The sequence below is a fragment of the Pseudonocardia sp. TMWB2A genome, from assembly GCF_017312135.1.
On the sequence record NZ_QKQY01000002.1, the window covers coordinates 5,908,439 to 5,921,974 of the forward strand.

14 protein-coding genes are annotated in these 13,536 nt (G+C 74.5%); 11 read left to right on the forward strand and 3 right to left on the reverse strand.

Features of this window, described 5'->3' with window-relative positions; translation table 11 throughout:
- The first annotated feature begins 12 nt into the window (after positions 1 to 12).
- The 3 genes from DMP17_RS42090 to DMP17_RS42100 are packed head-to-tail and all read left to right on the forward strand — an operon-like array spanning position 13 to position 2,378.
- A complete protein-coding gene (locus tag DMP17_RS42090) occupies positions 13 to 510 on the forward strand; it encodes a hypothetical protein (RefSeq protein WP_226349934.1) in 498 nt (165 codons plus the stop codon).
- 39 nt (positions 511 to 549) lie between these two features.
- Positions 550 to 1,731: a sensor histidine kinase gene (locus DMP17_RS42095; protein ID WP_226349933.1), complete on the forward strand. Its 1,182-nt coding sequence runs from the start codon at positions 550 to 552 to the stop codon at positions 1,729 to 1,731.
- A complete protein-coding gene (locus DMP17_RS42100) occupies positions 1,728 to 2,378 on the forward strand; it encodes a response regulator (protein WP_226349932.1) in 651 nt (216 codons plus the stop codon). The genes DMP17_RS42095 and DMP17_RS42100 overlap by 4 nt, the downstream gene beginning before the upstream one ends.
- Positions 2,379 to 2,513: 135 nt before the next feature.
- On the opposite strand, the gene DMP17_RS42105 is transcribed toward DMP17_RS42100, so the two are convergent.
- Genes DMP17_RS42105 through DMP17_RS42115 form a run of 3 tightly spaced genes read right to left on the reverse strand, consistent with a single transcriptional unit; the run spans position 2,514 to position 5,169 of the window.
- Positions 2,514 to 3,002: an FmdB family zinc ribbon protein gene (locus tag DMP17_RS42105; RefSeq protein ID WP_226349931.1), complete on the reverse strand. Its 489-nt coding sequence runs from the start codon at positions 3,000 to 3,002 to the stop codon at positions 2,514 to 2,516.
- Positions 3,003 to 3,061: 59 nt separating this feature from the next.
- Positions 3,062 to 4,357 carry a hydroxyacid-oxoacid transhydrogenase gene (locus tag DMP17_RS42110; protein ID WP_226349930.1) on the reverse strand — a complete coding sequence of 432 codons (1,296 nt, stop codon included), beginning with the start codon at positions 4,355 to 4,357 and terminating at the stop codon, positions 3,062 to 3,064.
- Positions 4,357 to 5,169, reverse strand: coding sequence for an N-acyl homoserine lactonase family protein (locus tag DMP17_RS42115; RefSeq protein WP_073576374.1), 813 nt, complete (start codon positions 5,167 to 5,169; stop codon positions 4,357 to 4,359). Before DMP17_RS42115 ends, DMP17_RS42110 begins: the two co-directional genes overlap by 1 nt.
- 137 nt (positions 5,170 to 5,306) lie before the next feature.
- Between DMP17_RS42115 and DMP17_RS42120 the strand changes: the two genes are divergently transcribed.
- The 8 genes from DMP17_RS42120 (at position 5,307) to DMP17_RS42155 (ending at position 13,533) form a co-directional block, all read left to right on the forward strand.
- Positions 5,307 to 7,118 (forward strand): helix-turn-helix domain-containing protein, encoded by a 1,812-nt coding sequence (locus DMP17_RS42120; RefSeq protein ID WP_337832437.1) that lies wholly within the window; start codon positions 5,307 to 5,309, stop codon positions 7,116 to 7,118.
- Positions 7,119 to 7,129: 11 nt separating this feature from the next.
- Positions 7,130 to 7,747 (forward strand): Maf family protein, encoded by a 618-nt coding sequence (locus DMP17_RS42125; RefSeq protein ID WP_226367565.1) that lies wholly within the window; start codon positions 7,130 to 7,132, stop codon positions 7,745 to 7,747.
- A 40-nt stretch (positions 7,748 to 7,787) separates the two neighbouring features.
- Positions 7,788 to 8,678, forward strand: a complete 891-nt coding sequence (locus tag DMP17_RS42130) for a sulfurtransferase (RefSeq protein ID WP_226349927.1) — start codon at positions 7,788 to 7,790, stop codon at positions 8,676 to 8,678.
- Positions 8,675 to 9,127, forward strand: a complete 453-nt coding sequence (locus tag DMP17_RS42135; RefSeq protein ID WP_226349926.1) for a SufE family protein — start codon at positions 8,675 to 8,677, stop codon at positions 9,125 to 9,127. The genes DMP17_RS42130 and DMP17_RS42135 overlap by 4 nt, the downstream gene beginning before the upstream one ends.
- A gap of 166 nt (positions 9,128 to 9,293) precedes the next feature.
- Entirely contained in the window at positions 9,294 to 10,235 is a 942-nt protein-coding gene (locus DMP17_RS42140; RefSeq protein WP_226367566.1) for a TIGR04222 domain-containing membrane protein, read from the forward strand.
- A 92-nt stretch (positions 10,236 to 10,327) separates the two neighbouring features.
- Positions 10,328 to 11,209, forward strand: a complete 882-nt coding sequence (locus tag DMP17_RS42145; RefSeq protein ID WP_337832438.1) for a DUF692 domain-containing protein — start codon at positions 10,328 to 10,330, stop codon at positions 11,207 to 11,209.
- Complete coding sequence (locus tag DMP17_RS42150; protein ID WP_226367568.1) at positions 11,206 to 11,640, forward strand: hypothetical protein; 435 nt, start codon at positions 11,206 to 11,208, stop codon at positions 11,638 to 11,640. Before DMP17_RS42145 ends, DMP17_RS42150 begins: the two co-directional genes overlap by 4 nt.
- Before the next feature lie 114 nt (positions 11,641 to 11,754).
- Positions 11,755 to 13,533: an acetyl/propionyl/methylcrotonyl-CoA carboxylase subunit alpha gene (locus DMP17_RS42155; protein ID WP_337832439.1), complete on the forward strand. Its 1,779-nt coding sequence runs from the start codon at positions 11,755 to 11,757 to the stop codon at positions 13,531 to 13,533.
- The last annotated feature ends 3 nt before the right edge of the window (positions 13,534 to 13,536 follow it).

The window sequence follows — 13,536 nt, forward strand, 5'->3', positions numbered from 1 at the left end:
ATCGTTCTCCCCATGGACGCCACCTCACTCGTCATCACGGTCGCGATCGTCGGCCTGGTCCTCTACAAGCAGTTCCGCGGGCAGTACGTCGGCGGGCGACGCGACGTGACGCTCCCGTTCGTCGTGATCGGCATCGGGGTGCTCACCCTCGCCCAGGCCCGCCCGGAGGTCACCGCGGCCGGGGTGGCGCTGCTCGCCGCCGAGCTGGTGCTGGCGGCCGGGCTCGGGGTGCTGCGCGGCTACGCCTTCCGCCTCGGCACCCGCGACGGGTGGGCGTACCGCAGCGGCTCGGCCGCGCTGCTGGTCGCCTGGGTGCTGACCATCGGTGTGCGGGTCGGCGCCGGGGTCCTCGGCGGGGCCGTCGGTGCCGGGCTGCTGCTGTCGACGTCGTCGGCACTGGTCTTCGGCGGCAGCCTGCTGGTCCAGAGCCTGGTACTGCGACGCCGGGTGGCCGCGGCCGGGCTGCCGGTCCGGCCGGACGAGGCACGCCGTGTCCGCGCGGCGGCCTGAGCGTCCCGCCCGACCCGGCCGCTGTGTCAGAGTGAAACGGTGAGCACGCCCGCCGCCCGCACGGCCCGCCGCGTCGAGCCCGACCGGTCGCCGCTGCTCGGGGTGCCCCGGCGGCTGGTGTCGCTGCTGTGGCTGCCGATCGTGCTGTTCCTGCTGTTCTGGTCGCCGGCCCAGCAGGTCTCGCCGACCTGGCTCTACGCCGGGCTCGTCCCGGCCGTCGCCGGGTGGGTGGTCTTCGCCCTCTACCGGAACATGCCGCCGGTCGCGACGGTGCTGACCAGCGTCGCGCTCGCCGGGGGCGGGATCGCCCTGCTGGCCGGGTCCGACGGCTGGACCACCTCGGCGGCCTTCCCGATGATGGCGGTGTTCGTGGCCGCGCTGCGGCTGCCGTACCGGACCGCGCTGTTCGTCGACGTGCCGGTCATCGCGGCCACCACGATCGTCGTCGGGCCCTACACCTCGCTGTGGGACGCGCTGCTGGTGATCGCCGCGCTGACCGCGATGGTGCTGTTCGGGATCGGCCGCCGCGACTCCGCCCGCCGGACCGAGGAGCACGAGCGGACACTCGTCGCCGACGCCAGGGCCCGCGAGGAGCACGCCCGCGCCGAGGCCATCGCCGACCGCGCCCGGGTCGCCCGCGACGTGCACGACGTGCTGGCCCACTCGCTGTCCGCGCTGGCCGTCCAGCTCCAGGGTGCCCGGCTGATGGCACTGCGCGACGGGGCCGCGCCGGACACCATCGCCCAGATCGAGCGGGCCCAGCGGCTCGCCTCCGACGGGATCACCGAGGCCCGCCGCGCCGTGCGTGCGCTGCGCGAGGGACCGGCACCGGTCGACGTCGCCGAGGAGCTGCGCGAGCTCGGCCGGGCCCACCCGGACGCGACCGTCGAGGTCGCCGACGGGCTGCACCTCGGCGCGCGGGAGGGCGAGACCGTGCTGCGCACCGCGCAGGAGGCGCTGTCCAACGCCCGCAAGCACGCCCCCGGCGCCCCCGTGACGGTGCACCTGCGCCGCGACGGCGACGGCGCCGAGCTGGAGGTCGTCGACGTCGCCGGGACACCGCCGCCGCCCGGCGACGGCGAGGGCTCCGGCCTGATCGGGATGGCCGAGCGGGCGGCACTCGTCGGCGCCGAGCTGCAGACCGGCCCCACCCCCGACGGCTGGCGGGTCCGGCTCAGGCTCCCCGCCCGTTCCCCGGACCGCGAGAGGATCACGACGTGAGCGACCTGCGGGTGGTACTGGCCGACGACCAGCGGATCGTGCGCGACGGACTCGCCACCGTCCTGGGCCTGCTCGACGGCATCGAGGTCGTCGGCACCGCGTCCGGCGGCGACGAGGCGGTCGCCCGGGTCGCCGAGCTGGCCCCGGACGTGCTGCTCACCGACCTGCGGATGCCCGCGGGCGACGGCGTCTCGGCGACCCGCCGGGTCCGCGACGGGCACCCCGGCACCGCCGTCGTCGTGCTCACCACCTACGTCGACGACGACGCCGTGGTCGACGCGATCGCCGCGGGCGCCTCGGGCTGGCTGTCCAAGGACGCCGACGCCGAGGCCATCGGCCGGGCCCTGCGCTCGGCCGCCGACGGTGTGTCCACCGTGGACGCCGGGGTGCTGTCCCGGCTGGTCGCCGCCCGCGCGTCGACCGCCCCGGCGGCACCGGTCGACCCGCCGGACGGGCTGACCCCGCGCGAGGTCGAAGTGCTCGGGCTGATCGCCGAGGGGTTGTCCAACACCGAGATCGCGCGACGACTCGTGGTCGGCGAGGCGACGGTGAAGACCCACGTCAACCACCTGTTCGCCAAGACCGGGCTGCGCGACCGCGCCCAGGCCGTCGGCTACGCCTACCGCCACGGCCTGGCCGGCCGCTGACACCGTCCCGCAGCGGCCCCGCAACGGCCGGCGAGCGCCGTGGCGACCCGTGCCGTCGCCCGGCACCCGCCGCGCGGGTCGCCGCGCACCGTCACCGGTCGCCACGAGCACCCGGCGCGGCGTCCACCCGGCGGGTCAGTCGGTGGTGGTGTCGGTGGCGGGAGGCGCCGGTGCGGGGGTGTGGCCGTGCCCATGGCCGTGCCCGTGTCCGTGCCCGTGGCCCTGTTTGGCCGCCACGCCCGCGCCGGGCATGGGGGCGGTGCCGCCCAGCTGGATGTCACCGGCCCGCAGCGGGGCGTCGTGGTACTTGCCCTCGTGCGCCAGGATCGGCCGCTGGTCCCCGGCGATCTCCGGGTACTTCTCCTCCAGCCTGCGTCGCTGGTCCCAGGTCCGGCGCATCGAGTCGATGTACTCGGAGTTCCCGTTGTAGACACCCCGCCAGGTCTGGGGCATCTCGTCCTTGGACAGGCCGGGGCTCGCCTGGCCGCCGAGCGCGAACCCGGCCGGGACCTTGCTCGTCGCGCCGTCGCCGCAGACCGGGCAGGGCGGGGTGCTCGGGTCCGACATGGAGGCGAGGTGTTCGAAACGGGCTCCGCACCCGCACCGGAAGACGTAGATCGGCATCTGCTGCTCTCTCCTCGGCGTCCGCCGGCGGCCCGGAGCGGGCCGCCGGCGGACGGGCGTCACCAGTTCTGCACGGACTTCGTGAGGATGTCGGCGATGTCGTCCTCGGTCGGGGTCCGCGGGCAGGTCGCGAGCAGCCGCTGCTGCTTCATCGTCCCGGGGACCAGGTCCGGCACGTCGGCCTCGGTGTAGCCGACGCCGCCGATGCCGTTGGGGATGCCGATGTCGCGCATCAGCCGGGTCAGGACCCCGGGCAGCTGCTCGCGCGGGTCGTTCACCTTGTCCGCCCGCGGGTCCATCAGCTCCGCGGCCCGCAGGTGCCGCTCCGGCGCGGAGTCGAAGGAGAACCGGAACGCCTCCGGCGCCGTCAGCGACACCGACTCCCCGTGCGGCACCATCGCCTCGTCCTGCGGGTAGCCCTGCGGCCGGTAGTCCTTGACCATGCCCGCGATCGGGTAGGCGTTGGCGTGCGGGATGTGCACCCCGGAGTTACCGAAGCCCATGCCCGCGAACGTCGCGGCCATCATCATGTCCGAGCGGGCCTCGACGTCCTCGGCGCCGCGTTCGACGGCCGTCCGGAACGACTTCGCCAGCAGCGACATCGCCTTCTCGCACCACAGGTCCGAGACCGGGTTGGAGCCGCAGTAGGTGACCCGCTCCTCGGGCTTCTTGCGGTCGAAGGTGGTGTAGTACCGCGCCGTGTAGCTCTCCACCGCGTGGCAGGTGATGTCCATCCCGGCCGCGGCGGTGACCTGCGGCGGCAGCGTCATCGTCAGCAGCGGGTCGATGACGGCCAGGGTCGGGCGCAGGCGCCAGTGGCTGATCCCGGTCTTGACCTTCATCGACAGGATGTCCAGCACGCACATCGCGGTGGACTCCGAGCCGGTGCCCGCCGTCGTCGGGACGGCGATCAGCGGCTTGAGCTGCCCGGGCGGCACCTTCGCGCCGCCGATCGGCTTGTTGATGTAGTCCATCAGCTCGCCGGGGTGGCTGGTGAGCAGGTTGATGGCCTTGGCGGTGTCGATCGCCGACCCGCCCCCGACGGCGACGAAGCCGTCCCAGGGACCCTGCGCGCGGGCGTACTCGGTCGCCTTGTTCATCGAGTCGTCGGTCGGCTCGACGTGCACGCCGTCGAAGATCTCGGACTCGATGCCGTAGCGGGCCAGGTTGTCGGCCAGGCGCTGCGGCGCGCCGAGCGCGTTGACACCGGGGTCGGTGACGATCAGGACCCGCGACACGTCGTAGGCCGACAGCTCGAAGCCGACCTCGTCGATCGCGCCCGCGCCGAACTTCAGCGGCGGCGCGCCCCAGGTGAAGATCGTCTCCTCGGTGTACTCCGGAACCTCGAACGTCATCAGGTGTACGACCCCTCCGGTGCCTTGCGCAGCTGGTGGATCTGCTCGGCGTCGTGACCGAACACCATCTGCGCGTTCGTCTGCTCCTGGATGCCGCGCAGCTTCTCCACCGAGGAGAACCAGTCCTCGAGGTTGTTGACGATCGCGGCCGGCGCGGCGGGCGGGCCGTAGCTCGCTCCCATGTAGACCGCGTCCGAGGTGAAGATCATCGTGCCGGTGTCGGGGAGGTCGACGCGCATCGACATGCAGCCCGGGGTGTGCCCCGGGGTCTGGATCATGCTGACGCCGGGGAGCAGCTCGACATCACCGGAGACGATCTCCCAGTCGATGCCCTCGTAGTCGGCCTTGAGGTGGGCGCCGTTGAACGGGCCCTCGAAGCCGAGCGCGAACTCCTTCTCCTTGTCCGAGCAGATCATCTTCGCGTTGGTGTTCTTGAACATCTGGGCGTTGCCCGCGTGGTCGAAGTGCAGGTGCGAGAGGACGACGTAGTCGATCTCGTCGAGCCCGACGCCCATCTTGTGCAGCTGCTTGTCCAGGTACTCGTCGTCGGCGACCTGGTCGTAGGGGAAGAACTCCTGCAGACCGGTCGGCGCCCAGCGCGTCTCCCAGTCCGACGGACAGCTGGTGTCCCACAGCAGCTTGCCCTCGTCGGTCTCGACGAGGACGCAGTGCGTCGGCACCTCCACCCAGTCGATCGGGGCGTCCTTCTCGGACCGTGGCTTGATGCTGACACCGGGCTTGAGGAGCAGGAACGGGAGGTTGGCGTGCATCGCCCCGCAGGGGATGACGCTGAGCTTGTTCGCCGTGGCCATGAGGATTCCCTTCGTCGCTGGAGGGTTCTGGCAGTTCGTCGCCGGGCCAGTCTCGGGAAGCCCGGGGCGGGCGTCCATGGTCGTATGCGCCTGTCTTGATCGCAGGACATGGCGCGGACAGACATAGGGTCGGGCGCATGAAGCCGGCTCCGCCGTTCCCCGAGCCCAGCCAGGACGCGATCCTGCAGGCCGTCGGGCAGACAGCGCTGGACCTCGCGAACGTCGGCGACCGCGACGTCATGCTCGGCGCCGTCCTGCGCCGCACCCGGGCGCTGCTCGGCGCGGACATGGCCTACTTCAGCCTCAACGACCTGCACTCCGGTACGACCTACATCGAGCTGACCGACGGCGTCCGCACCCCGGAGTACCGCGCGATCCGGATGCCGTTCGGCACCGGCGTGCTCGGGCGCGCGGCGGCCGGCGCGGGCACGGTCGCGACCGCGGACTACCTGGCCGACCGGGCGCTCAACCACCTGTCGGGGATCGACACGATCGTGCGCGGCGAGGGGGTGCGCGCCATCGCGGGCGCCCCGATGCGCCTGGGCGGGCGGGTCGTGGGGGCGCTGCTGGTGGCCCACCGCGGGCCCCGCACCCTCGGCCCGGCCGCCCGGACCGCACTGGAGCACATGGCCGTGCAGGCCGCCGTCGCGCTGGAGCAGACCCGGCGCGGCGAGGAGATCCGGCGCCTGCGCACCACCCGCGACGACGGCTCCGACCCCGGCGCCCGGCTGCGCCTGGAACACCTCCTGCACCTCGACGAACGCCTCATGGGGGCGATGGCCGGCTCCACCGCCGAGGCGGCCGGGGTGTTCGCCGTGCTCGCCGAGTCCGTCGGGCACCCGCTCTCGCTGCACGACCCGTCCGGGGCGCTGCGCACGGGACGACGGCTGCTCACCCCCGAGGAGCTGGCCGGGTGGCGGCTGCGGTCGGCGGTCCGCACCTCCCAGCAGGCCGGTGGGGTCGCGATCGCGCACCTGCCCGGCGGCGGGACCTACGCGCTGCTCGCGATCACCACCGCGGGCGAGCACCTGGCGACCCTGGTCATGGAGGGCGCCGACGACGACGCCGTCGCCCGGCTGGCGCACGCCTCGGCGTTCATGACGGTCGCGCTGCTGGTCGAGCGGGCACTGGCCCAGGCCGACGAGACCGCCCAGACCACCCTGGTCGAGGAGCTCGTCGACAGCCGGGTCCCGCCGCGGCCGACGCTGGGGACCCGGCTCGCGCAGTACGGCCTCTCCCCCGACGCCCCGGCGACGGTGCTGGTCGTCGACGTCGACCCGGCCGGTGCGGTGACCGCGGCGCGGGCGGTGCGGGGGCTCGACGGGGCGGGCCGCTGGCTGGTGTCGGTGCACGACGGGCACGTGTGCGTGATCGCCGCCGGGACGACCGGCCCCGGCTGTGCGGGGGCCGGGGCGGCACCGCTCGTCGCCGAGGGGCTCGCCGCGGCCGGGACGCCGTCGCTCGTCGGCGCCGCGCACAGCCCCTCGGGCGGGCCGTCGGACCTGCGCCGCGCGCACACCGAGGCCGCCGACGTCGCCGCGGCGGCCCGCGCCCTGGGCCGCACCACCGGGCACGCGGACTTCGCCTCGCTCGGCGCGGTCGGCGCGGTGATCCGGGACCGGACCGGCACCACGTCGCGGGAGATCGTCGGGCGCCACCTCGGCCCGGTCCTCGACTACGACCGGCGCCGGCGCACCCGGCTGGCCGAGACGCTGTGGCACTGGTTCGCGGCGGGCGAGCTGCTCGCCCCGGCCGCCGACGCGCTGTCGGTGCACCCGAACACCGTGCGCCAGCGCCTCGAACGCGTCGACGACCTGCTCGGACCGGACTGGCGCACCCCCGAGGGCCGCTTCCACCTGCACCTGGCGCTGCGCCTGCACCGCGTCGCCGGGCCGGACCGGACCACCGACCCGGCGGCGGACCACGGCTCCGCGGTGGCGGGCCGGTAGCGTCTGCCGTCGTGCGTCTGGTTCTGGCCTCGGCCTCCCCCGCCCGCCTGTCGGTCCTGCGCGCCGCCGGGGCCGACCCCGCCGTGGAGGTCTCCGACGTCGACGAGGACGCCCTGCTCGCCGCGCACCCCGACGCCGACCCCGCGCGCAAGGTGACGCTGCTGGCCGCGGCCAAGGCCGCCGCCGTCGCCGACCGGCTGACCGGTGACTGCGTGGTCGTGGGCTGCGACTCCATGCTGCTCGTCGACGGCGAGCTGGTCGGCAAGCCGCACGACGCGGAGACCGCGCGGCGCCGCTGGAAGGCCATGGCCGGGCGCACCGGCGAGCTGCTGACCGGGCACGCCGTGCTGCGCCTGGCCGGCGGGGCGGTCGTGCAGGAGGCCGAGGGGCACGCCGGGACCGGGGTGCGCTTCGCCGAGCCGACCGACGCCGAGCTGGACGCCTACCTCGCCACCGGCGAGCCGCTGAAGGTCGCGGGCGCGTTCACCCTGGACGGGCTGGGCGGCTGGTTCGTCGAGGGCATCGACGGCGACCCGTCCAACGTGATCGGGATCAGCCTGCCGCTGCTGCGCCGTCTGCTGGGCGCGGTCGGGGTGTCGGTGGTCGATCTGTGGACGCCACGGTCCTGACCGCCGTGTGGGTGTCGGGGCACGCGGTTACCCTGCGGCCATGACTGTCGGACACGACCCCGACCCGAAGCTCGCCGAGTACGCGCACCCCGAGCGCCTGGTCACCACCGAGTGGCTGGCCGAGCACCTCACCGACCCCGGCCTCGTCGTCGTGGAGTCCGACGAGGACGTGCTGCTCTACGAGACCGGGCACATCCCCGGCGCGGTGAAGGTCGACTGGCACACCGAGCTGAACGACCCCGTCACCCGTGACTACGTCGACGGCACCCGCTTCGCCGAGATCATGTCCGAGCGCGGCATCGGCCGGGACACCACGATCGTCGTCTACGGGGACCGGAACAACTGGTGGGCCGCCTACGCGCTGTGGGTGTTCTCCCTGTTCGGCCACGCCGACGTGCGGCTGCTCGACGGCGGCCGGTCCAAGTGGGTCGCCGAGGGCCGCGAGATGGTCACCGACGCCCCCACCCCGGCCCAGGTCGACTACCCGGTCGTCGAGCGCGACGACTCCGGCATCCGCGCCTTCAAGGACGACGTCCTCGCCCACCTGGGCAGGCCGCTGGTCGACGTGCGGTCCCCGCAGGAGTACACCGGCGAGAAGCTGCACATGCCCGACTACCCGCAGGAGGGCGCGGTCCGCGGCGGGCACATCCCGGGCGCCGCGAGCGTCCCGTGGGCCCGCGCCGCCGCCGAGGACGGGTCCTTCAAGAGCCGTGCCGAGCTGTCCGCGATCTACGAGCAGGAGCAGGGGCTGTCGGCCTCGGACGACGTCGTCGCCTACTGCCGGATCGGCGAGCGCTCCAGCCACACCTGGTTCGTGCTGACGTACCTGCTGGGCTTCGACCGGGTCCGCAACTACGACGGCAGCTGGACCGAGTGGGGCAACGCCGTGCGCGTGCCGATCGTGCAGGGCGAGGAGCGCGGGTCCGCGTGAGCTCCACCGACCCGGGCACCCTGCCCCCCGATCTCGCCGAGCTGGTCGACGACTTCGCCGCGGTCGGCCCGAAGGACCGTCTCCAGCTGCTGCTGGAGCTGTCCCAGGAGCTGCCGGACCTGCCCGAGCGGTACGCCGACACCGCGGACACGATGGAGCAGGTCCACGAGTGCCAGTCGCCGCTGTTCCTCGCCGTCGAGGTGGAGGACGGCGGTGAGCGGCCGGTGCACCTGTTCTTCTCCGCGCCGAAGGAGGCGCCGACCACCCGCGGGTTCGCCTCGATCATGGTGACCGGGCTCGACGGGCAGCCCGCCGCGACGGTGCTGGCCGTGCCGGACGACTTTTACACCGACCTCGGCCTCGCCGAGGCCGTCAGCCCGCTGCGGCTGCGCGGCATCGCGGCGATGCTGGCGCGCATCAAGAACCAGGTGCGGGCCGCGACCGCCTGAGCCCGCCCGCTCACTCCCGCGACAGCCGGGGTCACCGTCGGTGATCCCGGCTGTCGTCGTCCGCGCTCCTTCCTCAAGTCCACCTCAAATCGGTCACCCGGCCGGGGTGAGCGGGCGCACACTGCTTCGAACGACGAAGTGTCGCTCACCGCAGGGGGTGGTGGAGATGGGCACGAACCTCACCGGGGACACCTGGGGCATCCCGGGTCAGACCTTCCTGGTCCTCTACGTCGTCGCGCTGGTCCTGGTCTCCGGGATCGTGCTGCGCCGGCGGCGGACGATCGCGCAGGGGGATCCGCGCGGCGCCCGCACCCTCGACAGCAGGCCCGAGGACGTCGCGTACCTCAACGGCGGCCCCGAGCTGGCCGTGTACGCGGCCCTGTCGGCCATGCACGTCGACGGCAGCCTGGTCACCTCCGGCCGCACCACGGGCCAGGTGCGGGCGGGCAGGGTCCCCGGGCACGGCGCGTCGGCGCTGCAGCGGGCGATCCACCGCTCCGCGCAGCGTCTGACCCCGGGCCGGATGCTGGGCACCCACGAGCCGGTCCGCACCGAGCTGGCCCGGGCCGCGCAGCGGCTGGAGACCGCGGGGCTGCTGCTGTCCCCGGCCGACCGGGTCCGCTACCGGGCGACCGCCTGGCCGGTCGGGGTGCTCGCCCTCGCCGGTGCGGTGCGGATCGCCGCCGGTCTGGGCGGTGGGCGCCCGGTCGGGTTCCTGTTCGCGCTCGTCGCCGCCACCGCGGTGTTCGCCACGGTGCTCGCGACGCGGGTGCCCGACCGGACCCGGGCCGGGGACGCCGCGCTCACCGTCGTCCGGTCCCGGAACGACGCGCTGTCGCCGTCGATGCGCCCGGACTGGACGGCCGTCGGGCCCGCGGCGGCCGCGCTGTCGGTCGGGGCGTTCGGGGTCGGCGCGATGCTGGCCGCCGAGCCCGCCTTCGCCGAGGAGCTCGCCGCGCAGAAGCTCGCCACGCTCGGCGGGGCGCCCGCCGCGACCGGGGGCGGCTCCTCCGACGGCGGTGGCGTCGGCTGGTCCGGCGGTGACGGCGGCGGGAGCAGCTGCGGCGGAGGCGGCGGAGGCTGTGGCGGAGGCGGCTGCGGCGGCTGAGCCCGCGTGGGGGAACCGGATCTGCCGTCCCCGCAGCTGCACCGTGGGGGGTGTGAAGCTGCGGGGACGGCTCGTACGGCGGAGGTGGCGACATGACGGGTGTCCCGGGCGGGACCGGGGTCGGCTGGCGCAGCGGCATCGCCGCCGTCCTCGACGACGTCGACGGTCTCGCGTTCCACGAGGTCATCGCCGAGTCGCTGCGCCCGGACGCGGTGCCGGCGTCGCTGCTGCGCAGGCCGGTCGTCGTGCACGGGGTGCGGCTGTCGCCGGGCTCGCCCGAGGGCGTCGACCCGGGGCGGGTCGCCCACCTCGCGGCCTGCGCCGCGGCGACGGGTGCGGCGCTGGTCAGCGAGCACATCGCGTTCACCCGGGCCGGCGGGGTCGAGGCGGGGCACCTGCTGCCGCTCCCCCGGACCCGCGAGGCGCTCGACGTGCTCGTCGCCAACGTGACGGCGACCCGCGCGGAGCTCGACGTCCCGCTGGCGCTGGAGCCGATCGCGGCCCTGTTCGACTGGCCCGACGACGAGTTCGACGAGGCGGGCTTCCTGCATCGGCTGCACGACCGGACCGGGGCGCCGCTGCTGCTCGACGTCGCGAACACCTTCGTCAACGCCCGCAACCGGGGCCGTGACCCGCGGGCGGACGTCGACGCGCTGCTCGCCGGGCTGCCGCCCGGGGCGGTGGCCTACTGCCACGTCGCCGGGCACGCCGCCGACGCGGCGGGGCTGCTGCACGACACCCACACCGACCCCGTCCCGGACGCGGTGCTGGCGCTGCTGACCCACACCGTCGCGCAGCTGCCGGTGCCGCCGCCGGTGATGCTGGAACGCGACGGCCGCTACCCGCCCGCCGCGGTGCTGCGCGCGGAGCTGGACGCCATCGCGGCCGCGACCGGGCACGCGGCGCCGTGCCGGGCGGGTGCGGGCGCCGGACCGGTGGCCGCGCCCGCCGCGGACGGGCCGGGCCGGACGTGAGCGACGGGCTCGCGCGGCGGCAGGCCGAGCTGGTGGCGGCGCTCGTCGCGGGCGGGACGGACCCGGCCGGGTTCGACGCGGCGCGCCTGGCGGCGGCCCGGGCGGCGCTGCTGCGCAAGCGCGCCGGGCTCGTCGCCGCGGCGTGGCCGCTGCTCGCCGTCGACGCCGGGGCGGGCTGGCAGGCCCGGTTCGACGCCCGCTTCGACGGCGTCGCCCCCTACGGCCCGGAGCGGGAGGGCTGGGACCTGGCCCGCGAGCTCGCGGCCGCCGGGCGGCTCGGTGCGGGCGCGCGGCGCGAGCTGGCCGCACGCGAGGCGGCGCTGCACTACGACGGCCGCACCGCCCCGCGACCCCGGAACCGCCTGTCCCGATGGTGGCACCGGTCACGACTGGAACGATCAGGGTCGAGGTCGGGGCCCTCGGACGGGTGACGACGTTGCCATCGCCACATTCCCCACCGGTAACTTCCGGCTGCTCTGCTCTTACACTCCGCCTAACCCTGCGCCGGAGCATCGGGCCGGCGCCGTGACCGGAGGAGTTCGACCGTGCCCGCACTGCGCAAAGTGCTCGTCGCCAACCGGGGAGAGATCGCCGTCCGCGTGATCCGAGCAGCGAAGGACGCGGGGCTTCAGAGCGTCGCCGTCTACGCCGACCCGGACCGGGACGCGATGTTCGTGCGGCTCGCCGACGAGGCCTTCGCGCTGGGTGGCTCCACCGCCGCCGAGTCCTACCTCGACATCGAGAAGGTCATCGGTGCCGCGAAGCAGGCCGGTGCCGACGCGATCCACCCCGGCTACGGCTTCCTGTCGGAGAACGCCGACTTCGCCCAGGCCGTGATCGACGCCGACCTCACCTGGATCGGCCCGTCGCCGCAGTCGATCCGCGACCTCGGCGACAAGGTGACCGCGCGTCACATCGCCCTGAAGGCCGGCGCCCCGCTGGTGCCCGGCACCAAGGACCCGGTGAAGGACGCGGACGAGGTCATCGCCTTCGCCGACGAGCACGGCCTGCCGGTCGCGATCAAGGCCGCCTTCGGCGGTGGCGGGCGCGGCATGAAGGTCGCCCGTGAGCGTTCCGAGATCGCCGAGCTGTACGAGTCCGCGGTCCGTGAGGCCACCGCGGCGTTCGGCCGCGGCGAGTGCTTCGTCGAGCGCTACCTGGACAAGCCGCGCCACGTCGAGACCCAGGTGCTGGCCGACCAGCACGGGAACGTCGTCGTCGTCGGGACGCGGGACTGCTCGCTGCAGCGCCGCTTCCAGAAGCTCGTCGAGGAGGCGCCCGCGCCGTTCCTGAGCGACGAGCAGAAGAAGACCCTGTACGACGCCTCGAAGGCGATCTGCAAGGAGGCCGGCTACTACGGCGCCGGCACCGTCGAGTTCCTGATCGGCCAGGACGGCATGATCACCTTCCTCGAGGTGAACACCCGTCTGCAGGTCGAGCATCCGGTCTCGGAGGAGACCACCGGGATCGACCTGGTCCGCCAGATGTTCCGGATCGCCGAGGGCCAGGAGCTGGACTTCGACGACGACCCGACCCCGCGCGGGCACGCCATCGAGTTCCGCATCAACGGCGAGGACGCCGGGCGCAACTTCCTGCCGGCGCCGGGCACCGTCGAGCGGATCTGGTACCCGGCCGGGCCGGGCGTCCGGATGGACGCGGGCGTCGAGGACGGCTCGGTCATCGGCGGCCAGTTCGACTCGCTGCTGGCGAAGCTGATCGTGTGGGGCAGCGACCGGCAGCAGGCGCTGCAGCGGGCCCGTCGCGCGCTCGGCGAGTTCAAGGTCGAGGGCATGGCGACCGTGCTCGAGTTCCACCGTCTCGTCGTCGAGGACCCGGCCTACGCCGCCGAGACCCTCGAGGACTTCACCGTGCACACCCGCTGGATCGAGACCGAGTGGGACAACACCGTCCCGCCGTTCGAGGGCGGCGCGGGTGCCGACGACGAGTCCGGCGAGCGGCAGACCGTCGTCGTCGAGGTCGGCGGGCGACGCCTGGAGGTCTCGCTGCCCGGTGACCTCGCCCTCGGCGGGGGCGGCAACGGCGGCGGCGCGGCCAAGGCCGCCCCGCGCAAGCGCGGCGGCAAGGGCGGCGGCGGGGCGAAGGCCTCCGGCGACGCCGTCACCGCGCCGATGCAGGGCACGATCATCAAGGTCGCGGTCTCCGAGGGCGACACCGTCGAGGTGGGTGACCTGATCGTCGTCCTCGAGGCGATGAAGATGGAGAACCCGGTCACCGCGACCAAGGCCGGCACCGTGACCGGCCTGGACGCGGAGCAGGGCGCCTCGGTCACCCAGGGCACCGTCATCTGCGAGATCAAGGACTGACCC